Genomic DNA, 22,463 nt, shown 5'->3' with positions numbered 1-22,463 from the left:
GGGTGAGGGCAGATGGAGCAGGGGATGGTATTCGCGCTCTGCTCTGTGGCGAAGGCGTTCAGATGGCGCCGGATTGGAGATACATGGATGAAATTGCTGATTATCGGTGGCACCGGCTTTCTGGGCCGCCACCTCACCACGCTGGCGTTGGACTGGGGGCACGAGGTGACGCTATTTAACCGGGGCCGGTATCAGTACCCGGACTGGCGTGACCTGGTTCAGCTCAACGGGGACAGGGACAAGGATCTGAGCCCCCTGCAAAGCCAAGGGGGGCGCTGGGATCTGGTCATAGACACCTGCTGCTACCGTCCCGAGCAGGCGGTGAGCCTCTCGGCAGCCCTGCTCGGGCGCTGCGAGCGGCTGATCTTCATTTCCACCATCAGCGTCTATCGCGACTTCGCCAGCCGGGGCATGGATGAATCGGCGCCGTTGCACGAGATTGCCGAGGGGGAATTGCCCACCGATTACGGTCCGTTGAAGGTGTTGTGCGAAGCTGCGTATCGGGATCATTGGGGCGAGCGGCTCTGCATCCTGCGTCCCGGAGTCCTGTGCGGTCCCCATGATCACACGGGTCGTTTGGCCTGGTGGGTGAAACGGGTGCAGCAAGGGGGGCCCTGGTTGCTGCCGGGGGACGGGCAGGATCGACTGCAATACCTGGATGTGCGCGACTGCGCCGAATTTGTGCTGCGCGCTGCCGAGCAGCAGCTGGGTGGCTGTTTCAATCTGCTCAAACCAGGTATTGCGCTGGTGGACTGGCTGGATCGCATCACCGCCAGGCTGGCGCCCGCCACACAATGGCAAGCACAGTGGCGCCCCTGGCCCGAGTTGCTGGCGGCCGGTGTCGAGCCCTGGCAGAGCTACCCGACCCTGTTGCCCAACGAGTTGGCTGAGTATGCCGGCTATGGCCGCATCAGTGCCGAGGCTGCAATAGTGAAGGGGCTCAACTTTCGGCCGCTGGAGGAGACGGTCGCCGATCTGATGCAATGGTTGATGGACAACGAGGGAGCCGTGGTGGCTGGTATGACTGCGGAGCAGGAGGCTGCGCTGCGTCGGCGCCTGCTGGTTGGCAGCCTGCAGTAGGGCTTATCCTGTCTGAATGGTGATTGAAGTGAAAGAGGGCGTCCGTCGGGACGCCCTCTTTCACTATCCAGCGGTGCCCTCTAGCGTAACTTGGCGCCGCAATTGACCAGCAGCTCTTGCAATATGCTGCGATGACAGCGAGACGCCTGCTCGCAGTAACAGCCCACCGACAGATTGGTGGTATGGGAGAGGGCAGCCAGCAGCGCCAGATCGTGGCGGGCACAGGGGGTGGCCATCTCGGCCTTGTACTGCTTGCAGAAAACGGCCCAGAGGGCAGGCGTATCGGCGGCCTGGCCCAGCTTCATGGTGTCGCTGCTGGGCGCCAGATTGGGAAACCAGACGTCATACCAATCCTGACTGGCAAATGCGTGCTTGGGCACACCACGGGGCGGGCGCCGCACTGTGCCGATGCGCAACCCTTCACCTTCAAGACGAGGACTGCCGAGCCGGACTATGGCCAGGGCCATGGGGTGTCCTTACTTCTCTTGCGCCACTTTGAGCGCCTGCCCGTAGCAGATCACCTGTTTCAGGCAGCCCGGGGTGTCACTGAACTCGGCGCATTTGTCGAAGGTGACGCCATTGCCACCCATGTCGGCCACGCGGCGACGCGCCAGGGTACGAGCCTCACCTGCGTTGGGTACCGGCTGCTTGGCATCGCTCTGGCAAGATTCCCCCTCGACGGTGCCGAGGTAGAGGTAGTTGAGGTCAGCCAGCTGGTTCTGTTCATAGATCTGAACGCCGCCCGGCTTGAAATACTCGTCGAAGTTTTCCTTGTCCAGATTGCTGTTGAAGGAGAAGTCGGCGCAACCGGAGGCAATCAGGGGCATCATCAGGATCAGGCGTTTCATATCAGCATCTTTTTGAACTGTGAGGGCGGACATTATAGGGGCCAGTCGCTGCCTGCGACCAGCCCCAATTTTAGCTGTGAAGACGAGGTGTGACGGGGAGCAGACAGGCTTCGCCGGCCTGTCTTAAAGGAGGGAGGTGTCCGCAGGCGTATCCTCCCTCTTTCATTCTCAAGCCGGTGTCAGCCGCTCATAGAGGCTGCGATAGTAGTCGTCAGCCAGCAGATCATGATGAGGCGCACACAGCCGGATCTGCCCCTCTTCCATCAGGGCAATACGGTCCATCTGCTCCAGCCCCAGCAAGCGGTGGGAGATGAGCAGCAGGGTGCGATCCGCCCCCAGCTTGAACAGCAGATCCATGATCTCCCGCTCGGTCTGGCTGTCGAGGCCCTCGGTCGGTTCATCCAGCAGCCAGAGCGGTGCATCGTGCAACAGGGCGCGGGCGATACCGATACGGCGTCGTTCGCCACCCGAGAGGGGGCGACCGCCATCTCCGAGCCAGGCATTCAACCCGGTATCACTGTGGCCCGCCTCATCCTCCAGCAGATGTGCCAGACCGACCTGACTCAGCACCTCGGTCAGCTGCGCATCGCCGGCCCCGGGGGCGGCCAGTTTCAGGTTGTCGCGCAAGGTGGCGGCAAACAGATGAACCCGCTGGCTCACCACAGAGAGAGACGCGCGCAGCGCCCCTTCGCTGTAGTCCGTCAACGGCTTGCCATCGAGCAGTATCTTGCCCGCCTGCGGGCTCCATTCACGGGTCAGCAATCCCATCAGGGTGGACTTGCCGCAGCCGGTCTGGCCCAGAAGAGTCAGTTTTTCACCCGCCTGCAGTTGCAGGGTACAGCCACGCAGCACGGGATGCGGGTTGCCGGGATAGCCGAAATAGAGATCGCTTATCTGCAAGACGCCCTCTTTGGCATGCTGCTGTTCGTTCCCCCACTCGGGGGCCTTGGCCTCCTGCAGGATCTCGTTGAGGCGGCGAGCCGAAGTGAGGCTGGTGGAGAGGTGCTGGAAAGCCCCCGCCAGCGGCAGCAGGGCCTCGAAACTCGCCAGGGTGGCGAACACCATCAGCGCGGTAATGGGGTCAGGTGCCGCACCCGCCACGCCGTGACCGGCCAGCCAGAGCATCAGGGTGAGTGTCCAGCCGCTCAAGAGCTGCACGCTGGCATTGGCCAGTCCGCTCACCCTGGCCATACGGGCCTGGGCCGTCAGCAGGGCCTGTTCCGCCTGTTGCAGCTCGCTGAGCGCCTTGGGGGCTGCGGCAAACATCTGCAGTTCGGCCTGACCGTCCAGATAGTCCACCATGCGGGTGCGCATGGACGATTTCTCGGCGATAAGCCGACGACCGGGCTGGCGACCGAGGTAGTAGAAGACCAGCGGCAGGGCAATCATGCCAAACAGCAGTATGGCGCCCAGCGTCAGGGCGAGGCCGCCATCGAAGAAGGAGAGGAATATGACCAGTCCGGTGCAGCTGAGCAGGGCTGCGCCTATGGGAGTGACCAGCCGCAGATAGACGTGATCCATCGCATCGATGTCGGCCACCAGCCGGTTGAGCAGATCCGCCTGACGAAAACCGGCCAGGGTGCCGGTGGAGAGTGGCGAGAGCTTTTGCCAGAACCAGACTCGCAGCCGGGTCAGTACCCGGAAGGTAGCGTCATGGCTCACCACCCGCTCACCCCAACGACCTGCGGTGCGGATGATGGAGAAGAAACGCACCCCGCCAGCCGGTGTCATGTAGTTGAAGGTATCGCGGCTGGCGACCGCCATTCCCGCCACTGCCGCGGCGGAAAGGAACCAGCCGGAGAGGGACAAGAGCCCCATCCCCGCCACCAGAGTGACCAGTGCCAGCAGCAGGCCCAGCGAGAGACTCAGCCAGTGCTGACGATAGAGGCGCAGAAACGGCAATAGATCAGTCATCGAGAGAACTCCCGGAACGATGGGACAACAGATGGGTGAAAGCCCCCCGGGCCTGGCTCAGTTGCTGGAAGCTGCCTTGCTCCACCAGTTGGCCACGGGCCAGCACCAAGATGTTATCCATCTTGGTGAGTTCATCCAGGCGGTGAGTGATCATCAGCAGGGTTTGACCTGCCGTCGCCTGTTCCAGCGTGGTCATGATGGCGCGCTCCGAGTGGCGATCCAGGCTGGCGGTGGGTTCATCCAGTACCATCAGCTGGGTCGATTTGAGCAGGGTGCGAGCCAGGGCGAGACGCTGTGCCTGACCGACCGAGAGACCGCCGGCCTGATCACCGACCGGATAGTCGAGTCCCTTCTCCATGGCAAACTCCCAGGCCTGAGCCCGCTTGAGGGCATCTTCCAGCTCGGCGTCGCTGGCAGATGGCTTGGCCAGCAGCAGGTTGTCGCGCAAGGAGGCGTGAAACAGCTGGGGATTCTGGGAGAGCCAGCCCAGTTGCAGTCGCCACTGACTCATGTCGAGACTGGCAAGCTCCTGCCCGTTGACCTTGAGCTCACCACGATAGGGAGCAAAGCCGAGCAGGGCATTGACCAGCGAGCTCTTGCCCGCGCCGCTGATCCCGATCAGTGCCGTGCGTGAACCGGCTGCCAGCGTGAAGTCGATGGGGCCGACCAGCACCTTGCCTTCGGCGCTCAGCACCTCCAGGGCACGGGCTTCTACCTTGACGGGGCTGTCGGCATGAAAGGAGGCATTGCCGGAGGCGGGCTCGCTGACCTCGGCTTCGAGGAACTCCAGCAACTGTTCGGCCGCACCTATGGCTTGCGCCTTGGCATGGTAGTGAGCGCCCAGCTCGCGCAGCGGAGCATAGAACTCGGGGGCGAGGAACAGCACGAACAGGCCGGTAAACAGGGTGACCTTGGTGCCATAGTGGCCAAAATTCAGATGATCTATGTAGGAAAAGCCAAAATAGACCGCGACCAGCGCCACCGAGAGGGCGGCGAAGAACTCCAGTACGGCGGTACTCAGAAACGCCAGACGGAGCACCTCCATGGTTCGCTCGCGAAAATCTTCCGACGCGTCGCGAATGGCGTCACCCTCAGCTCGGGTGCGCATGAAAAGTTGCAGGGTACGCAAGCCCTTGAGGCGATCGAGAAAGTGGCCGGAGAGGCGAGCCAGTGCCTGGAAGTTGCGGCGGTTGGCATCGGCGGCGCCCACACCCACCAGGATCATGAAGAAGGGAATGAGGGGGGCTGTGCCCAGCAGGATCAGGCCAGCCGCCCAGTTGACCGGGAACACGGCCACCAGGATCACCAGCGGAATAAAGACGGCAATGGCCATCTGCGGCAGATAGCGGGAGAAGAAATCCTGCATATTTTCAATCTGTTCCAGCAAGAGGCTGGCCCAGCTACCGGCAGGGCGGCGCTGTATATAGGCAGGACCGAGACGGCTGAGGCGAGTGAGCACCAGCTCGCGAATGGCCTGGCGCACAGCGCTGCCCGCCTTGAAACTGGCAACCTCGCGGCCATAGGCCAAAGCGGCCTTGATCAGGGTGACCAGCAGCAGGGTAATAAAGAGAGGAATGGATTGCTCCGGGGTTGCCCCCTCGATGATGAAGCCATGCAACAGGGTCGCCAGCAGCCAGGCCTGGGCGACCATCAAGATGCCCTGACCAAGGCCAAAGCCGATGGAGAGACCGATCCAGCGTCGGCCGTGGCTCGATTGGTTGCGCAACCAGCCATAAAGACGTTTTTGAGTTTTTTTATCCATTACCACCATCCTCGCGTCGAGTGGCGCAAGACTATCCTCGCCCCTCAGGCTTGGCAACCTTGTAAATTTCTGGTGTTGAAAATGTTTGATTGAAAAAACACCTTGCTGCTCATTAGTTGGTCGAACAGCTTGATTTATGGTAAAAAACACCATTGCGGTGATTGCGCTCAGCGGCAAAATGCATATAGTAGAGGCCCTGACGCGGGTGTAGTTCAATGGTAGAACGGTAGCTTCCCAAGCTGCATACGTGGGTTCGATTCCCATCACCCGCTCCAAATTCAGATGCAAAGCCTGCATCAATGCGGTAACTGCACAAGCCCACAGGCTGATTGCAAGGGGTTGAACTCCTGTTTCGCACTTGATTTTGATGTCCTGCGGGCATCGTATAATGGCTATTACCTCAGCCTTCCAAGCTGATGATGCGGGTTCGATTCCCGCTGCCCGCTCCAACTTTCATGCAAAAAGCCCACTCCTGCGAGTGGGCTTTTTGTTTTGTGTTTGCGCTGGATGATGGCAAACATCAGGCAGAGAAAAGGCGCCATGGGCGCCTCGTAAACTCACTCTGCAATGACGAAACGGGCTTATTCCTGCTCCAGCTCGCCACAGAAACGGTAGCCTTCGCCATGGATGGTGGCGATGATTTCAGGTGTGTCGTTGACGCTCTCGAAGTGCTTGCGAATGCGGCGGATGGTGACATCCACAGTGCGGTCATGGGGCTTGAGCTCACGGCCTGTCATCTTCTTGAGCAGTTCTGCACGGGTCTGGATCTGGCCCGGGTTTTCGCAGAAGTGCAGCATGGCACGGAATTCTGAACGGGGCAGCTTGAACATGTCGCCAGCCGGGCTGACCAGTGCGCGGCTGTTGATGTCCAGTGCCCAGCCGTTGAACAGGTAGCGCTCAACCAGCTTCTTCTCTTCGCCGCCAGCGGCCACATTCATGGTGCGGCTCAGCAGGTTGCGGGCACGAATGGTCAATTCACGGGGATTGAACGGCTTGGTGATGTAATCATCGGCGCCGATTTCCAGACCCAGGATCTTGTCCACTTCATTGTCACGACCGGTCAGGAACATCAGGGCGATGTTGTCATCTTCACGCAGCTCGCGCGCCAGCAGCAGGCCATTTTTGCCTGGCAGGTTGATGTCCATGATCACCAGATTGATGGTGTGGGCAGTGAGGGCTTGATGCATCTCGTCGCCATTATTGGCCTCGAGTACAACGTAGCCTTCGGCCTCGAAGATGCTTTTCAGGGTATTGCGGGTGACCAGTTCGTCTTCGACGATCAGAATGTGTGGTGTTTGCATGAGTATTCCCAGATTCTTATCAGTTAGTTATCTAAATTTTAACACTCTTTGGCGTTACCCGACCGGTCCTGAAAATTTATTACGTCATCCTGGGTATGAATGTCAGGTCGGATTATCGCGAATTTGGCATCAGCGTCGGCAAACATCCCTGTGCCACACGTGGGCTCTCAACAAGTCTGATCGAGAGAAGCCTGGAAAGGTAGTCCATTACAAAAGTGGCTGCATTTTATCAGTTAACAGGCGCATAACAACACTCTTTGCCGTCAGATAGCAACTTTTTAACTCTGGATTGATATAGGTCAAACCCTGAGTTCACAGCATGATACTTGGGGTTACCCCCATTTTCGCCCTTATAAAATGTAATGGAATGTAACATGTGGTTGACATGATTTTGTGGGAAAACTACAAAAAAATTTGTTTTATTGCACCATTTTTGGCACCTCAATGGCCTGTTTACGCCATTGTGACGGCCTGGAATCCTGCCAGCCGCGAGGTAGGAATGCGTCGCAATACCCACCGTCAGCGCGCCCTGTGGCGGGCCATCGCCGCGTCTCCCACCATGATGGCGCTGGGGCCATTGTGGGGCAGTGCTCCTGATGCAAGTTGGCGTGAATCATCGCTGGCGCTGGCTTCTTCTCTTGGTGAGGCCATCGATTTGGCAGCTCGTTTCGGCCAGAACGCCATCTATTGGGTGGAGCAGGGCGAGCTCTGGTTGCAGCCCGTGCTGATGAAAGGCGAACCACTCCATTTGGGCAAAATTGAATCCCACTGGATTGTCAGATCAACGGCTTGATGAAAGAATGAGCGAATTCATGTCCATGGAAGGAAGCTTATGATGCTGGATCTACTACCCGACCTCTGCGATCAACACGGTGATGCCCTGCAAGTCGCCGATCCACTGTTTCACGATTTTGGTGGCAAGCCGCTGTTTTATGGCCAGGCGGTCACGCTTTCCTGTTATGAAGACAACAGCCTGGTGCGAGAGCTGGTCAACCGTCCCGGTCAGGGGAGGGTGATGGTGATTGATGGCGGCGGCTCGTTGCGCCGTGCTTTGCTCGGCGATCAGCTGGCCATCAAGGCGGCGGAGCAGGGTTGGGAGGGAATAGTGATCTTTGGCGCTGTGCGCGATGTGGGGACACTGGCAACCCTGGCGCTGGGAGTCAAGGCGTTGGCAGCTTGCCCGGTCAAAACAGAGAAGCTGGGTCAGGGAGAGCTGGATGCCGTGGTGTCGTTTGCCGGTGTGACCATACATCCGGGTGACTATGTTTACGCCGACCTCAACGGCGTACTGGTCAGTGCCGCCCGGCTTATTTGAGCGGTCAGAAGTTGAAGCCTACGCCCAGACTGAGGGAGTGCTCAGTACTGAATGCACTCACGCCGTAGTTGGCCGTGATGGCAAGCTGCGGTGTGAGCAGCAGGCTGGTGTTGAGCTCCAGCAGTGTGCTGGCCTTGTGCACTTCCAGCTGTTTGAGCTGGCTGCCGATGTTCAATGTGGGGGAGAACTGGTAGCGCACCCCCGAGCTCAGGTTGTAGCCGGACTGTTCGCTGTGCGGGCCTATGGCCGGGCCTGCTTCCATGTAGAGACTGACGTCATCCATGATCGGATATTGATAGCCGGTGTTGATGAGCCAGAGGTCGAAACTGTCGCTGTGATGAGTCTGGCTGTCGAGCAGCACGCCTGAGTAGCTTTTGACGTAGAGCTGGCTGTCAGCCTCGCTCTTGAGGAAATCCCAGTCGGCGGCCTGAGCGCTGAGGCTTAAGCATGAAACCAGTGTGACGATGAGTGATTTAACCATTCTTTTCCCCTCCCTGGGTCCGGAACAGGAATACAAGCATGGCACATGCCAGTTGGTAGTAAAGGGAACGGAGATCACAATAAAAGAGTTTTAATCTGCCTCGGTCTCGTGATAAACAGGCCACCATCATCACGTTCCTTCCCCTATTTCGCTTATATCAAGAGGTGAACCCATGAACAAGAAACTGACCCTGCTGGCCGCATTGGCTCTGGGAGGCTGCGCCATGACCACTGGTTCCAATCTGGCTGCGCTGCAAGCGTCCACCTGGCAACTGCAAGGTGCGAGCGATGATACCTTCACCCTGCAAGTAGCGGGTGACAAGGTGGCGGGCAAGGGCGGCTGCAACCGCTATTTTGGCGGTATCACCCAGCAGGGTGACGGCGTCTTGACGCTGGGTGCCATGGGCTCGACCCGCATGATGTGTCCGGGTGATCTGGCGGGCAAAGAGATGATCTATCTGCAGCAACTGGAGAAGGTGGCGACCTTCAAGGTCAGCGGCAAGCAGCTGGTGCTGAGCGATGCCAACAAGGTTGCACTGCTCACTTTCGATGCCATGCCTGCGGCCAAATAACTGATATTTCTGTCAGGGGTTGTCGTAGCGTGAGCCGGCAGCTGCCATCAAAAAGGGACGCCGCGGCGTCCCTTTTTCAATACTGCGCCATAGCGTTGTGGCAAGACTCCCGGTTCTGCCGTCGCAATATGCATTGCATCTCAAGTTGGCAGCAAGGCGAGGCTCGCCTCTTCATCCCCCTCGCTGGAACTTGAAGCGCTTCTTGCGTCGATAGGGATAGACATCCTCGAACACCCCCACCTTGATGTTGCTCTGCAGCATCTTCCAGTAGTTGGCGTCGAACATCTCCTTGTGCAGCTGCATCATGATCTCCCGCACCTGGGGCTTTTGCAGCAGGAAGGTGGCGAACTCCTCGGGGAAGATGTCGTTGGGGGCCACCGAGTACCAGGGCTCGGCGCTCCATTCATCTTCCGGGTAGCGGGGTGGCGGGATCTGGCGGAAGTTGCACTCCGTCATGTAGCAGATCTCGTCGTAGTCGTAGAAGACCACCCGGCCGTGACGGGTGACGCCGAAGTTCTTGAACAGCATGTCGCCGGGGAAGATGTTGGCCGCCGCCAGCTGCTTGATGGCGTTGCCGTACTCCTCCAGCGCGAGCCGGGTCTGCTGCTCGTCCGCCTTGTCCAGATAGAGGTTGAGCGGGATCATCTTGCGCTCTGTGTAGAGGTGCTTGATCACCAGCTTGTCACTGGTGATGGTGAGCGCGGAGGGGGCCACCGTCTTTAGCTCTGCCAGGAGCTCGGGCGAGATGCGATCCAGGGGAAACTCGAAGTTGGTGAACTCCTGGGTATCGGCCATGCGGCCCACCCGATCGTGCTGTTTTACCAGTCTGTATTTCGCCCGCACCTGCTCGTGACTCACATCCTTGGGGGGGGTGAACTCGTCTTTTATCACCTTGAACACAACGTCGTAGGAGGGGAGGGTGAACACGCTCATCACCATCCCCTTGATGCCGGGGGCGATGACAAATTGTTCCCGGCTCTGGGCCAGGTGTTGCTGGTAGTGACGATAGAGCTCAGTCTTGCCGTGCTTCTGGCAGCCGATGGCGTTGTAGATCTCATAGTCGGGCTTGTGGGGCATGATCTGGCGCAGAAACACCACAAACAGCGCCGGCACTGGGGCGTAGACCATGAAGTAGGCACGGGCGAAGCCGAACACGATGGAGGCCAGCTCCGGCTCGAAGATGACGGTATCCACATAGATGCCCTGGCCTGTGCTGAGCAGCGGCAGAATGAAGGGGAACATCTGCCCCTTCACCCGAATAAGTCCCACCAGATAGGCGCCCTTGTTGCGGTAGAACACCTCTTTGAGCAGCTCGATGGCGAAGGGCTCTTCATGCAGGATATGCGGGCCGTTCTCGGCAAGATGGCGGTGGATGTCGACAATGTCGCGCTGCTTGTCCTCATAGGGGAGGGTGAAGCTGTAATCCCCCAGCATCTGGCTCAGGGTCTGGGGCAGATGGGTGAGGTCAGTGCGATAGACCCGCAGCAGGGCGCTCAAGTCGGGATGCTCCCCCCGGCTGCGAAAGGGGTGGATATAGAGGTTCTCGTCGCGAATGTTGCGATGGCGGAAGATGCGGCGATAGACGGAGTTGAAGAAGGACTCCGCCACCTCGAAGTTGTCACAACGGGGCAGCAGATCACTGAAGGCGCCTTTTACCCGTTTGAGCAGTTCCTGAGTGGCGTGATGCTCCCCCATCATCTGCTTGATCAGGGCCGTGGTGGCGCCGACGTGGTGATCATAGAGGCGAATGCGCTCGCGTCCGGCGAGCTGTACTCCCAGCCAGTCACTGTTTTCGAAGCGGCTCTTGCTGCCCTGGGTTATCTCGAGAAACCGGCTGTAAAACGACTCGAAGCGTTGCAAGATCGTCTCGGCGACGGCCTGTTCCAATGGCTGCTGCATCTCTCTCTTCCTTGTGATGTGTCGGCCGGTATGGCGGCTGAGTCCGGGGCTGGTCTGTCGTCCTGTCCTTGCCCTGCAAGCGCTCAATCGCTCACGGCATTCATGCCGAGAATGGCTGGCAGTTTGTTCACACGTCTGGCCACTATGGCAACATTCAAACATCTGTTCAAGTGGCAATTTTGGGGGATAAACGGTAGATTGCGCCCCTGTTTTGCCGACGGTTTGCAGCCTGTTTCAGATGTCGGCCCAGCCCAAGAGGAAACCCAATGAAGCTCTATTTTGTACTGGTGGCACCTGCCCGGGCACCCAATGTCGGGGCCGCTGCCCGCGCCATGAAAACCATGGGCTTCGATGCCATGCGACTGGTGGCGAGCCAGGTACACGAAGAGGAAGAGGCGAGTTGGGTGGCCCATGGTGCGCAGGAAATTTTGACCAACGCCGAAGCATTCGACACCCTGCCGGAGGCGCTAGCCGACATGGATCTGGTGATCGCCACCACGGCCCGTCAGCGTGGCCGCTACCAGCACTACCTCACCCCGGGGGAAATTCGCGATCAAATCCGTGCCAAGCCGTCTCTCAACAAAGTCGCCATCGTGTTTGGCTGTGAAGAGTCGGGCCTTTCCAATGAACAGCTGGCCCATGCGGATTTGCTGAGCTATCTGCCCCTCAAGGTGAGCTACCCGTCCCTGAACCTGGGGCAGGCGATCATGCTATATGCCTACGAGATGAGCCAGTTGCTGGATGAGCCACAAGCAGTAGCAGAAAATTTTGATAGCGTCGGACAGGTTCGCGTACTGAAACACAAAACAGCAGAAATACTTGGTGAACTCGGAGTTTCGCAGGATGAAAAACTACATCAATGGGTGATGGACCGGGTGCCCATGCTGCCACAGCGGGATTTGAACATGCTGCATCTGCTCTGCAAAGACCTTGCTCGCCGATTTGGCAAAGAGGTTTAAGTTGACAGCCCGGCGCTCGGCGCGGTATTGCTAAAAGCCAGCTTCGTTCAAGAGTGTTCGTCATGCAGTCATTCACCAACGTCATCACCACCACCATTATTACCGGTACCACCACAGGTGGCACTGGGGCCGGTTGATGCGCTGACGAACAAGCACAGAAATCAGAAAAGGCCCGTACCCACCCAGTACGGGCCTTTTTGTTGGATTGGTTTTTAGATTGAATTTCATAGATTTACAGGGAGAGAAAGCGATGAGAGTGTTGAAGTTTGGCGGGTCGTCACTGGCCGATGCAGAGCGTTTTTTACGGGTAGCGGATATCGCGGTCAATACCCACGGCCAATCCCAGGTTGCCCTGGTGCTGTCGGCACCGGCCAAGGTGACCAACCACCTGGTCGCCCTGGTGGAGCAGACCAGTCGCGGCATGGATGCCAGTTCCACCCTGTTTGAAATCAACGGCATCTTCTCCCGCCTGCTGGCCGGGTTGAAGGCCGCCTATCCGGCTCTCGATGACAAGGCGCTGCTGGCCCGTCTCACTGCCGAGCTGGATCAGGTGGAGCGGCTGATGCAGGGCATTCGTCTGCTGGGCCTCTGCCCGGACAACGTGCAGGCCCGCATCCTGAGCCGTGGCGAGAACCTCTCCATCGCTTTCATGCACGAGTTACTGCGAGTGCGTGGCCTCGAGCTGGACATCATAGTGCCGGAGCAACTGCTGGTCACCGACGGCGGCTATCTGGAAGCCCATGTCGACATCGAAGCCTCCCGCCTGCGCTTTGCCGCCAAGGGGCTGCGTCCAGTGGTAGAGGGGCAGGGCCCCGCTGTAAAAGAGTCATGTCTCTACCTGATGCCGGGCTTTACCGGCGGCAGCGACAAAGGCGAAACCGTGCTGCTGGGTCGCAATGGTTCGGATTATTCAGCCGCCGTTCTGGCCGCCTGTGTCGATGCAGAATGCTGCGAGATCTGGACCGACGTGGAAGGTTGCTACAACTGCGACCCCCGTCTGGTGCCGGATGCCTACCTGCTCAAAACCCTCTCCTATAAAGAGGCGATGGAGCTCTCCTACTTCGGTGCCAAGGTGCTGCACCCGAAAACCATCGCCCCCGTGGCCCAGTTCCACATTCCCTGCCTCATCAAGAACAGCTTCAACCCGCAGGGGCCAGGCACCTTGATCGGCGTCGAGCAGGGGGATGACGACCTGAAAGTGAAGGCCATCTCGGATCTCTCCGGCATGTGCATGTTCAACGTCTCCGGCCCCGGCATGAAGGGCATGGTGGGCATGGCCGGCCGCATCTTCTCCGCCGTCTCCCGCGCCGGGGTCAGTATCGTCCTGATCACCCAGTCCTCCTCCGAGTACAGCGTCAGCTTCTGTATCCACAGCTATGACCAGGAGAAGACCCGCAAGGTGCTGGAGCGCGAGTTCGAGCTCGAATTCAAAAACCAGCTGCTGGAGCCACTGGATATCATCAGCGATCTGGCGATCATCTCCCTCATCGGTGACGGCATGCGTACCAGCAAGGGGATGGCGGCCCGCTTCTTCACCTCGCTGGCGCAAGCCTCCATCAATATCGTCGCCATTGCCCAAGGCTCGAGCGAGCGCTCCATCTCCGCCGTGGTACGGGATCGCAAGGTGGCGGAAGCCATCAAGGCCTGCCACCAGAACTTCTTCGGCAGCCAGCAGTTCATCGATCTCTTCGTGGTCGGCGTCGGCGGCGTCGGTGCTGCCCTGGTGGATCAGATTGCCCGCCAGCAGCCGGTCTTGGCCGAGCAGGGCACCGGCCTGCGGGTGGTCGGCATCGCCAACAGCCGCCAGATGGCGGTCAACAAGGATGGGCTGAGCCTCGCCAACTGGCGTGAGCAGCTGGTGGAAGCCCGTGACAGCTTCAGCCTGGAAGCGGTGAAGAAGCTGGTGGAAGAGAGCCACCTCATCAACCCGGTGATCGTCGATTGCACCTCGAGCGAGGCGGTCGCCGTCCAGTATGCGGACTTCCTGGCCGCCGGTTTCCACGTGGTCACTCCGAACAAGAAGGCCAACACAGGGTCGCTGGATTACTACAAGGCGCTGCGCCGCACCGCCCGCCAGACCCGCCGCAAGTTCCTCTACGAGACCAACGTGGGCGCGGGCCTGCCGGTCATCGAGAACCTGCAGAACCTGATCAAGGCCGGTGACAAGCTGCGCGCCTTCGACGGCGTCCTGTCCGGGTCGCTCTCCTTTATCTTCGGCAAGCTGGATGAGGGGATGGCTTTCTCCGAGGCGACCAAGATTGCCCGTGGCAACGGCTTCACCGAGCCGGATCCCCGCGACGATCTGAACGGCATGGACGTGGCGCGCAAGCTGCTCATCCTGGCCCGCGAGGCCGGCATGGCGCTGGAGCTTTCCGATGTGGAAGTGGAGCAGGCGCTGCCACCTGGCTTCGATGTGAGCGGCGATGTGGAGTCCTTTATGGCCCGTCTGCCCGAAGCCGATGGCTGGTTCCGCGATCAGTTCGCCCTGGCTCAGAGCGAGGGCAAGGTGCTGCGCTACGTGGGCTCCATCGAAGGAGGCAAGTGCAAGGTCGCCATCAAGGCGGTCGGTGGTGACGAGCCGCTGTTCAAGGTCAAAGACGGGGAGAACGCGCTCGCCTTCTTCTCCACCTACTACCAGCCGATCCCGCTGGTGCTGCGCGGCTATGGCGCCGGTACCGAAGTGACTGCGGCGGGCGTCTTTGCCGACGTGCTGCGCACCCAGAACTGGAAGCAGGAGCTGTAAGCATGAGTTCAGACATGTACCAGAGCAGTAGCGTCGTCGCCTACGCCCCCGCCTCCAGCGCCAACCTGAGCGTGGGCTTTGACGTACTGGGGGCGGCGCTCGCCCCCGTGGATGGCTCTCTGCTCGGCGATCGGGTGCAGGTAAAAGCCGCTGACGTGCCTTTTGCGCTCTCCTCTGTGGGCCGCTACGCCCACAAGCTGCCGGACGATCCGAAAAAGAATATCCTCCATGACTGCTGGGTGGCCTATGGCGAGGCGTTGGAGAAGCGTGGCCTGACCATGCAGCCGCTCGAAATGGTGCTGGAGAAGAACCTGCCGGTGGGCTCGGGTCTGGGTTCCAGCGCCTGCAGCGTGGTGGCCGCGCTGGAGGGGCTCAACGCCTTCCACGGCGCCCCGCTTAATGAGCATGACATGTTGCTGCTGATGGGGGAGATGGAAGGGCGCATCTCCGGCTCCGTCCACTACGACAACGTGGCTCCCTGTTATCTCGGCGGCATGCAGCTGGTGCTGGAAGAGCACGGCGTCATCAGTCAGGGCATTCCGGTGTTCGAGCAGTGGTACTGGGTGGTCTGCTACCCGGGCACTGTGGTCTCTACCGCTGCCGCCCGCGCCATACTGCCTGCGCAATATCGCCGTCAGGATTGCCTCACCTACGGTCGTCGGCTGGCTGCCTTTGTCCACGCCAGCTACACCGGGCAAGAAGGGTTGGCCGCGAGCGTGCTCAAAGACGTGATTGCCGAACCCTACCGCGCGGCGCTCATTGAAGGTTTCAACGAGGTGCGGGCCCAGGCGGCCCAGAACGGGGCCTTGGCCACCGGCATCTCCGGCTCGGGCCCCAGCGTCTTCGTGGTGATGAAGGATCTGGCTCAGGCCGAGCGCATGAAGGATTGGATGGACGCACATTTTGTGCAGAACGAAGATGGATTTGCCCGGGTCTGCAAACTGGACATGGCCGGGGCACGGGTAACAGGAAGCGAGCTATGAATCTTTACAATATCAAGGACAAGAGTGAACAGGTGAGCTTCGCGCAGGCGGTGCGTCAGGGGCTGGGTCGCGATCAGGGGCTCTTCTTCCCCGAAGTGATTGCGCCGCTGGCCGATGTGGATGCCCTGCTGGACTTGCCGCTGGCCGAACGCTCCGCCCGCATCATCAGCCACCTGCTGGGGGACGAAGTGCCCGCGGCCAAGGTAAGCGAGCTGATTAACGCCGCCTTCACCTTCCCGGCGCCGCTGGTGAAGCTCAAGGACAACACCTATGCCCTTGAGCTGTTCCATGGCCCGACCCTGGCGTTCAAGGATTTCGGCGGCCGCTTTATGGCCCAGTGCCTCGCGGCCTTTAGAACCAACGACAAAATCACTATCCTCACCGCCACCTCCGGCGACACCGGCGCAGCCGTGGCCCACGCCTTCTACGGGCTGGAGGGGATCGAGGTGGTGATCCTCTATCCCAAGGGCAAGATAAGCCCGCTGCAGGAGAAGCTCTTCTGCACCCTCGGCGGCAATATCCGCACCATCGCCATCGACGGCGACTTCGATGCCTGTCAGGCGCTGGTAAAACAAGCCTTTGACGACGAGGCGCTGAAAAAGGCCATTGGCCTCAACTCAGCCAACTCCATCAATATCAGCCGCCTGCTGGCGCAGGTTTGCTACTACTTCGAAGCGGTGGCCCAGCTGCCCAAAGCCGATCGCGCCAAGGCGGTCATCAGCGTGCCGTCCGGCAACTTTGGCAACCTCACCGCAGGCTTAATCGCCAAGGCGCTGGGGCTGCCGGTGAAGCGCTTTATCGCCGCCACCAACGCCAACGATACCGTGCCGCGCTATCTGAAAACCGGTCAGTGGGAGCCGCACCAGACAGTGGCAACTCTGTCGAATGCCATGGATGTCAGCCGCCCCAACAACTGGCCACGGGTAGAAGAGCTCTGCCGTCGCAAGGGCTGGGCACTGGAAACTCTGGGTTCCGGCATGCGTGACGATGCGCAGACTCGTGATGCGCTGAAACGGCTGCACCAGCTGGATTATCTGTGCGAACCCCACGGGGCGATTGCCTGGGATCTGCTGGGGGAACAGCTGGCCGAGGACGAAGTAGGGGTCTTCCTCTGCACCGCCCATCCCGCCAAGTTCAAGGAGTCGGTGGACGAGATCCTGGGACTGGATGTGCCGCTGCCAGGCCCGCTTGCCAAGCACGCCGAACTGCCGCTGCTCTCCGTTAATTTGCCTGCGGAGTTTGCCCGCCTAAGGGCCTTCCTGCTCGGTTAAGTTGATTGCCAATCCCCCGACTTCGGGGGATTTTCTATCTGTTGTTTTCTATCCGTGACAGGGCGGGCAAGCCGCCCCATATAAGGAGTGAAGATGAGTCAGCATCCCCTTCGTACCCTTATCGAGACCTGCGACGCCGCCATCTCCCGGCGCGATTTCGACGCCCTGATGGCCTTCTACGCCGAAGATGCCGCCCTGGTGGTAAAGCCCGGCATGGTGGTGCGTGGCATCCCCGCCATCCGCCGCGCCTTCGGGGCCATCTCGGACCATTTTCAGGGCCGGCTCCAGGTCACCCAGGGTGCAATGAAGGTGATAGAAGGGGCCGATAATGCCTTGGTGATCATGGAAACCCGGCTGCGTTATCCCGATGGTGAGGGAGGGGTTATCGATGAAACCCGCCGCGCCACCTATGTGTTTCGCAAAGAAACCGATGGACAGTGGCGCTGCACCATAGACAACTCCTACGGCACTGCATTGCTGGCGGCGGTGGACCCCGCGCCTTCTGCCTGAACGCTACCAAGCGCTATCGCAGAGTGGGGGCTGGTACAAGCCCCCGAATGGCAGAAAATCAATAAGCTGCTGATATAGAAACACTTGTTAGACGTTACTGTGGTGCGGCGCCGGTTTGTTGCAGGTTCTCTCCGCCATAGTGGCTGCGCGCAGAAGAATAAGAATCATGGGAAAAACCCGCTGATGGGGAGTCCCTTGACCAGCTGGTCGGTGGCTGTTAATCAGGGTGCTGCATGAAGCCATCATGGACGAACAAGGCCGGGACCCTGTTCAGGGTTGGTGGCCGATGGCCGGATAATCACGAATCAGGGAGCAAACCATCATGTGGCCGTACCGAAAAATAGTGACTCAGTCCCTCAAAACCCCTTTGGTGATCGCCAGGATCATTTTCTACTTCGCCTTGCTCATGCTGCTACCGCTGCCTTTTATGGTGACTGCAGACTCTGTTCTGGTGGCAAGTGGGCGTGTTTATTACTTCCTCTTCTCGCTGCCCATTGCCATGGTGCTGATGCTCATCTCTAGCCTGATGGCCATCATGATCGCGAAAGTGGAAGCGCTGAATAACCGTTGATGGTGAGAAGCCAATCCCTGCTCGCCGATGCAGATAGTGACTCGTCAAACAGGATAAACAGGAAACAAAAAATCCCCGAGCGCAGGGGATTTTTATTGCGCGAGCAGGCCGCGCTGCGTCAGAACCGGGAGGCTAGAAACCTTATGGTTACCGGTTTGTTGTACCTGGATTTTCTGACTGTCTGTTAGTGGTGAGCGCCGACAGGTCTACTCGACGGCCGTTTTTTCACAGCTGGGGTTGCCCAGATCGTCGTGAACACTGCAATCCCAGTTATGCGCGCCATCGCTGAGCTGGTCGTATACCACCTTGGCTGCGGCCAGATTGACCTCTTCCAGTTCGGTCGGCTTGATGTTCACATACCAAACGCGTGTGCCATCGGTGACGAAGTTCTCCTGCAGCGGTTTGATTAGGTCGCTGTCGACCCCTTTTGGCAGGGGCGCGATCCGCTTGTTGCCGCTATAGAAGCCGTCTTTGGTTACGGCCGAAGAGAAGTTCAGGCAGTGGAAGCTGGAGGCATCCACCTCTTGTTGGGTTTCCCCCTCGAAATAGAGGGTGTCATCGATCTTGGCCCACCCTTGACAGGTATCGTACAGCGCGACTTTGCCCTTGTGGGGGATGACTTTGGTTTGTTCGGCCACATAGTAGTAGTGACGCAGATCGGCGGCCTGACCATGGGCCGTCTTCAGGTGTTTGGGATCTGCCCCCTCGAGTACTTCGCCGGTGACGAGAAATACATGGCGCCCGTCACTCGCGAAAGGGTGGTCGAGCAATGCAAACGCGGCTGTATTGACCGGCACCTTGATTTGCTCGCAATAGGCATAGGTCTGTTGCCCGCTCAGCAGGAAGCTGCCAAGCGCCTTGGCTGTGTTGATATCAAAGCTTGCGGGCAATCGCTGGTCGTTACAGAAATAACGACCTTGTGAGAGGGCAATGCTGAAATCATCGTTGCGATATGTGACATCAAAGTCTGTCGGCAACGCATCTGCAAGGGGTTTGCCTGGCAGGTTGCCATAGGGTTTGAAGACTACCTTGTCTGCTTCAAGTTGATAGGGAGCAGTGACTTCGGCATTGGTCACTAGCGGCAGACAGCACACCAGCAGGGCGCAGTAGCGAACGTTCATAAGGACTCACTGTTTATTGAATAGGTGGGTGATGATGCAAAACGGCAGCCTGGGTCTCGAGAAAACAGCACGCCTCCAAAGTGGTGCCGTTTGGAATCATACGTAAGGTGATTTCCATATGGCAAGCATAAAGCAGCATCAAGGCAACCTACCCGGGAGGCGGGGGGGCTTTGCGATTTTCAAATTGGGACACCGACTTTCAAATTGGGACACCCACCTTTTTGACAGCGGCGCACTGCTGTACTTGGCTTGAGATGAGAGGTCACAGTCGGGGGGAGGAGCCATGACTATTGCCCGTTCACGTCAAATCAGTCTGCAGGATACGCCTTACTACCATGTGGTCAGCCGCTGTGTGCGGCGGGCTTTTCTGTGCGGGGAAGATGCCCATTCCGGTCAGAGTTACGAGCACAGGCGCCAGTGGGTAGTCGACAAGTTGGGTCAACTGTCGCGGCTATTCGCCATCAGCGTCTGTGCTTATGCGGTGATGAGCAACCACTATCACTTAGTGCTCAAGGTGGAGCAAGATACCGCCTCCAGTTGGAGCGAGCGGGAGGTGGCCGAGCGCTGGGCTGCCCTGTTCCAATGGCCGCTGCTGGTACGGCGCTGGTACCAAGGGGAATCCTTGATTGAGCCCGAACTTATGGTGGTGCAGCAACTGATAGAGGAATGGCGGGAGCGGCTTCATTCCATCAGCTGGTTTGTGCGGCTGCTCAATGAAACCCTGGCACGGCAGGCCAATCGGGAAGATGGCTGCAAGGGCCATTTCTGGGAAGGGCGCTTCAAAAGCCAGGCCCTGCTCACCGAGTCAGCCCTTCTGGCCTGCATGGCGTATGTGGACCTCAACCCGATACGGGCTGGATTGGCCGACCGGCCCGAGCAGAGTGATTACACCAGTATCAAACAGCGTCTCGAGAAAGATCCCGGCACCGATGTTTTGCCACCACTATTGCTGCCGTTTGCCAGTAAGTGCGAACCTGACGGCCTGCCCTATGCCTTTTCTGACTATCTGATGCTGGTTGACTGGACCGGCCGTGCAATTCGGACCGACAAGCGGGGGTTATATTCCGGCCCACCTGGCCCCAATCTTGGCGCGGTTGGGCCTTGATGGTGCCCGATGGCTGAAACAGGTGACACTGTTTAGGCGGCAAGGGATCAGAGTTGTGGGAGACAAGGCGCATTGTCGGCAGTTCGCCCGCCACTGTGGTCAACAACGATGTCACCAGCCACCGTACTAATCCGTTAGACCCTGCCTTCTCCCCGTTTTTGGCATATGTTCCGGTGTCAGGCATTGCCATGTTTGCACAAGCTGTTTGTCAGATAAAAACCGCTCGATTGCCCAATTTTTACTGTTTTCTTGGGGTCAGTATTCATGATTGCAGAGATAGGCAGCCGAGCAGTGGCTGGCTTAGAAAGGTGGGTGTCCTAGATTTCCTGCGGGAAGATGAAGATGATGCAGCATTTCATTTATTGATCTTGCCCAAGAAACGCACATGTCCTTCTTTTTTCCTTGGATTTATTCTCTAAGATAGCCGTTTGAAGATGGTCTCCTTGGTAACACGGATGTATCATGCCAGATCTGTGTAGATTAAAAGTTGCAAACCATAGACTGTCAGTCAGTGGGGTTTGCCAATGTATTCAGCATTGGCGGTAGGCGCGTAATGGATTGATCTAAAAATTTTTTTGAATTTGGTTATCAGGGGTTAACGGAGTGATAGGGAAGGTGCGACTAATGAATTAGTGCCGTCTTCCATCTACTTAGTGTTAGTTACACATGATTAATAAGGCTTAAGATGAAGAATAAAGTTGTAATTTCACTGGCTATTCTATTTGGTTTGAATGTAAGTTCTGTTTTAGCCGAAGGAATCATGATTCCTGGTGGGTGGGAAACCACAATGAGTATGATTGCTGAAAACCCGAGCACTGGAGAGAAGAAGAATATTGGTGAATCTAAAGCTTCAACATGTCTTAGTAAAGAGTTTTTGGCTTCAGATCCATATTTGACAGCAACGTTGGATCAGGGAAAATTAAAAGGGAGAGGCGTCGATTGCAGTGTTGAAAACTATGAGCGTGAGGGGGCTATGGCTCACTGGATGATGGCGTGTACTACCAATGATGGAAAATCATTCACGATGAAATTTAATGTGAAACTGTCTGCCAAACAGGTAATAGCCACTGTAAATCAGGTCATAACACAAGGATCTCAGTCAGCATATATTAATTCATCGGTGAAACATACGTATATTGGAGAATGTACCGATGATATGCCAAGGTTGTGAGAAATTGCTGCTAACAAAAAATCACTCTGACAAACTTTCGAAATATTCGTTTGTGCTATACATGGCACAAACCTCACACAGCTAAAATCTGTTGATGATTTTCGGCAAATCGCATTATGTTGTTGAATGAGTAGATCAGCAATTTGTGATTGGTGTTGATATTGGCTGTACAGATCTGGTTGTCATATGACACCGGCCTCAAACCGGTGTCATGTTTACGTTGCTTTAGTGGGAAGGTAAATTGAGACTCTTACCTTTTTGACACCATAATATTCGCCTGTTCAGGTCTTACTACGTCTGAACACGTGGCCCGCTAGGTAAAAGTCGCCTTCTTGCCCGATCTTTAGTAGGTTCTTGGTGGAGTGGTGTGTTATGAGAGACATAGCTAGGTAATTGCTGGCTCAGAAAGATAGAGCCCTAGATTTCTAAGTCTAATCTGTACATAAATTTAATTACCATATTGATTTTCCCATATGCCTGTGACATCGTAGCAGGGGGGGCTCTACCTTAATATTATTGATTGCTATCTTTTCTAAAAAGTTATTTCTCTCATCGAGAACCTTCTCTAAATGTTCCATATTGTTTTTATATCGCCAGTGGTTTTATAAAGAAAAAACCAATTGTTTTTATATCTTCGCGTTGAACTGACAGCATTTTGCAAATGCCATAAGGCATAGTTAGTCATAATTTTTCACAATTAATTAAGGGTGCAGAGTAAAATGGTTGACATGTATATCTGTACTTGAAATGTCAAAGTTTTTAAATGTGCATACATGTTCACCATTGATGTACTTATAGCATTCATTTAATAAATTATGGAATTCATGATTTCTTTTGATAAATCATATCCATTAAAAA

19 protein-coding genes, 2 tRNA genes and 1 pseudogene are annotated in these 22,463 nt (G+C 57.5%); 14 read left to right on the top strand and 8 right to left on the bottom strand.

Going from position 1 to position 22,463, the window contains the following annotated elements; genetic code table 11:
• Positions 1 to 87 precede the first annotated feature (87 nt).
• Positions 88 to 1,080: an NAD-dependent epimerase/dehydratase family protein gene (locus GWQ31_RS04010; RefSeq protein WP_275908689.1), complete on the top strand. Its 993-nt coding sequence runs from the start codon at positions 88 to 90 to the stop codon at positions 1,078 to 1,080.
• Between the two features lie 80 nt (positions 1,081 to 1,160).
• On the opposite strand, the gene GWQ31_RS04005 is transcribed toward GWQ31_RS04010, so the two are convergent.
• The 4 genes from GWQ31_RS04005 to cydD form a co-directional block, all read right to left on the bottom strand.
• Positions 1,161 to 1,547, bottom strand: a complete 387-nt coding sequence (locus tag GWQ31_RS04005) for a DUF488 family protein (RefSeq protein WP_005312389.1) — start codon at positions 1,545 to 1,547, stop codon at positions 1,161 to 1,163.
• 9 nt (positions 1,548 to 1,556) lie between these two features.
• Positions 1,557 to 1,928 (bottom strand): Rcs stress response system protein RcsF, encoded by a 372-nt coding sequence (gene rcsF, locus GWQ31_RS04000; RefSeq protein ID WP_017412233.1) that lies wholly within the window; start codon positions 1,926 to 1,928, stop codon positions 1,557 to 1,559.
• Positions 1,929 to 2,096: 168 nt separating this feature from the next.
• Positions 2,097 to 3,842 (bottom strand): cysteine/glutathione ABC transporter ATP-binding protein/permease CydC, encoded by a 1,746-nt coding sequence (gene cydC / locus GWQ31_RS03995; protein WP_275908688.1) that lies wholly within the window; start codon positions 3,840 to 3,842, stop codon positions 2,097 to 2,099.
• The gene (gene cydD / locus GWQ31_RS03990) at positions 3,835 to 5,604 is read right to left on the bottom strand and encodes a cysteine/glutathione ABC transporter permease/ATP-binding protein CydD (RefSeq protein WP_275908687.1); all 1,770 of its coding nucleotides are present in this window, start codon (positions 5,602 to 5,604) and stop codon (positions 3,835 to 3,837) included. The genes cydC and cydD overlap by 8 nt, the downstream gene beginning before the upstream one ends.
• Before the next feature lie 201 nt (positions 5,605 to 5,805).
• Between cydD and GWQ31_RS03985 the strand changes: the two genes are divergently transcribed.
• Together GWQ31_RS03985 and GWQ31_RS03980 are read left to right on the top strand one after the other, a co-directional pair.
• Positions 5,806 to 5,879, top strand: a tRNA-Gly gene (locus tag GWQ31_RS03985).
• Positions 5,880 to 5,978: 99 nt separating this feature from the next.
• A tRNA-Gly gene (locus GWQ31_RS03980) sits at positions 5,979 to 6,053 on the top strand.
• Positions 6,054 to 6,185: 132 nt separating this feature from the next.
• Here GWQ31_RS03980 and arcA read toward each other — a convergent pair.
• The gene (gene arcA, locus GWQ31_RS03975; RefSeq protein WP_005312398.1) at positions 6,186 to 6,905 is read right to left on the bottom strand and encodes a two-component system response regulator ArcA; all 720 of its coding nucleotides are present in this window, start codon (positions 6,903 to 6,905) and stop codon (positions 6,186 to 6,188) included.
• Positions 6,906 to 7,281: 376 nt separating this feature from the next.
• Here arcA and GWQ31_RS03970 point away from each other — a divergent pair, with 376 nt between their 5' ends.
• Positions 7,282 to 7,698 (top strand): DUF3293 domain-containing protein, encoded by a 417-nt coding sequence (locus GWQ31_RS03970; RefSeq protein ID WP_275908686.1) that lies wholly within the window; start codon positions 7,282 to 7,284, stop codon positions 7,696 to 7,698.
• A gap of 42 nt (positions 7,699 to 7,740) precedes the next feature.
• Positions 7,741 to 8,220: a putative 4-hydroxy-4-methyl-2-oxoglutarate aldolase gene (locus GWQ31_RS03965; protein WP_021139130.1), complete on the top strand. Its 480-nt coding sequence runs from the start codon at positions 7,741 to 7,743 to the stop codon at positions 8,218 to 8,220.
• Between the two features lie 4 nt (positions 8,221 to 8,224).
• Here GWQ31_RS03965 and GWQ31_RS03960 read toward each other — a convergent pair whose 3' ends face one another.
• On the bottom strand, positions 8,225 to 8,701 hold the full coding sequence (locus tag GWQ31_RS03960; RefSeq protein WP_265462481.1) for a hypothetical protein: 477 nt from the start codon (positions 8,699 to 8,701) through the stop codon (positions 8,225 to 8,227).
• 172 nt (positions 8,702 to 8,873) lie between these two features.
• On the opposite strand from GWQ31_RS03960, the gene GWQ31_RS03955 reads away from it, so the two are divergent.
• Positions 8,874 to 9,272: an META domain-containing protein gene (locus GWQ31_RS03955; protein WP_005312410.1), complete on the top strand. Its 399-nt coding sequence runs from the start codon at positions 8,874 to 8,876 to the stop codon at positions 9,270 to 9,272.
• Positions 9,273 to 9,443: 171 nt separating this feature from the next.
• Here the strand turns inward: GWQ31_RS03955 and aceK are convergent, their stop codons facing one another.
• On the bottom strand, positions 9,444 to 11,171 hold the full coding sequence (aceK, locus tag GWQ31_RS03950; RefSeq protein WP_275908685.1) for a bifunctional isocitrate dehydrogenase kinase/phosphatase: 1,728 nt from the start codon (positions 11,169 to 11,171) through the stop codon (positions 9,444 to 9,446).
• 266 nt (positions 11,172 to 11,437) lie between these two features.
• Between aceK and GWQ31_RS03945 the strand changes: the two genes are divergently transcribed.
• The 6 genes from GWQ31_RS03945 to GWQ31_RS03920 all read left to right on the top strand — a co-directional run bounded on the left by GWQ31_RS03945 (position 11,438) and on the right by GWQ31_RS03920 (position 18,208).
• The gene (locus tag GWQ31_RS03945) at positions 11,438 to 12,130 is read left to right on the top strand and encodes a tRNA/rRNA methyltransferase (RefSeq protein WP_275908684.1); all 693 of its coding nucleotides are present in this window, start codon (positions 11,438 to 11,440) and stop codon (positions 12,128 to 12,130) included.
• Between the two features lie 250 nt (positions 12,131 to 12,380).
• Positions 12,381 to 14,873 carry a bifunctional aspartate kinase/homoserine dehydrogenase I gene (gene thrA / locus GWQ31_RS03940; RefSeq protein ID WP_275908683.1) on the top strand — a complete coding sequence of 831 codons (2,493 nt, stop codon included), beginning with the start codon at positions 12,381 to 12,383 and terminating at the stop codon, positions 14,871 to 14,873.
• 2 nt (positions 14,874 to 14,875) lie between these two features.
• Positions 14,876 to 15,856 carry a homoserine kinase gene (gene thrB, locus GWQ31_RS03935; RefSeq protein WP_275908682.1) on the top strand — a complete coding sequence of 327 codons (981 nt, stop codon included), beginning with the start codon at positions 14,876 to 14,878 and terminating at the stop codon, positions 15,854 to 15,856.
• Positions 15,853 to 17,127: a threonine synthase gene (gene thrC, locus GWQ31_RS03930; protein WP_275908681.1), complete on the top strand. Its 1,275-nt coding sequence runs from the start codon at positions 15,853 to 15,855 to the stop codon at positions 17,125 to 17,127. Before thrB ends, thrC begins: the two co-directional genes overlap by 4 nt.
• Before the next feature lie 93 nt (positions 17,128 to 17,220).
• The gene (locus tag GWQ31_RS03925; protein WP_275908680.1) at positions 17,221 to 17,637 is read left to right on the top strand and encodes an SgcJ/EcaC family oxidoreductase; all 417 of its coding nucleotides are present in this window, start codon (positions 17,221 to 17,223) and stop codon (positions 17,635 to 17,637) included.
• Between the two features lie 322 nt (positions 17,638 to 17,959).
• Complete coding sequence (locus GWQ31_RS03920) at positions 17,960 to 18,208, top strand: hypothetical protein (RefSeq protein WP_096118807.1); 249 nt, start codon at positions 17,960 to 17,962, stop codon at positions 18,206 to 18,208.
• 206 nt (positions 18,209 to 18,414) lie between these two features.
• Here GWQ31_RS03920 and GWQ31_RS03915 read toward each other — a convergent pair whose 3' ends face one another.
• The gene (locus GWQ31_RS03915) at positions 18,415 to 19,329 is read right to left on the bottom strand and encodes a hypothetical protein (RefSeq protein WP_275908679.1); all 915 of its coding nucleotides are present in this window, start codon (positions 19,327 to 19,329) and stop codon (positions 18,415 to 18,417) included.
• Positions 19,330 to 19,612: 283 nt separating this feature from the next.
• Here GWQ31_RS03915 and GWQ31_RS03910 point away from each other — a divergent pair.
• Both GWQ31_RS03910 and GWQ31_RS03905 read left to right on the top strand, forming a co-directional pair.
• Positions 19,613 to 20,564: pseudogene (locus tag GWQ31_RS03910) on the top strand (alpha-amylase family glycosyl hydrolase).
• Positions 20,565 to 21,119: 555 nt separating this feature from the next.
• A complete protein-coding gene (locus tag GWQ31_RS03905) occupies positions 21,120 to 21,605 on the top strand; it encodes a DUF3617 family protein (RefSeq protein WP_275908678.1) in 486 nt (161 codons plus the stop codon).
• Positions 21,606 to 22,463 lie beyond the last annotated feature (858 nt).

It is taken from the genome of Aeromonas sp. 2MA4 (genome assembly GCF_029237305.1).
Lineage (GTDB): Bacteria > Pseudomonadota > Gammaproteobacteria > Enterobacterales > Aeromonadaceae > Aeromonas > Aeromonas salmonicida.
Note: the sequence above shows the minus strand (reverse complement) of the source record. Positions and strands in the feature narration are given on the sequence as shown.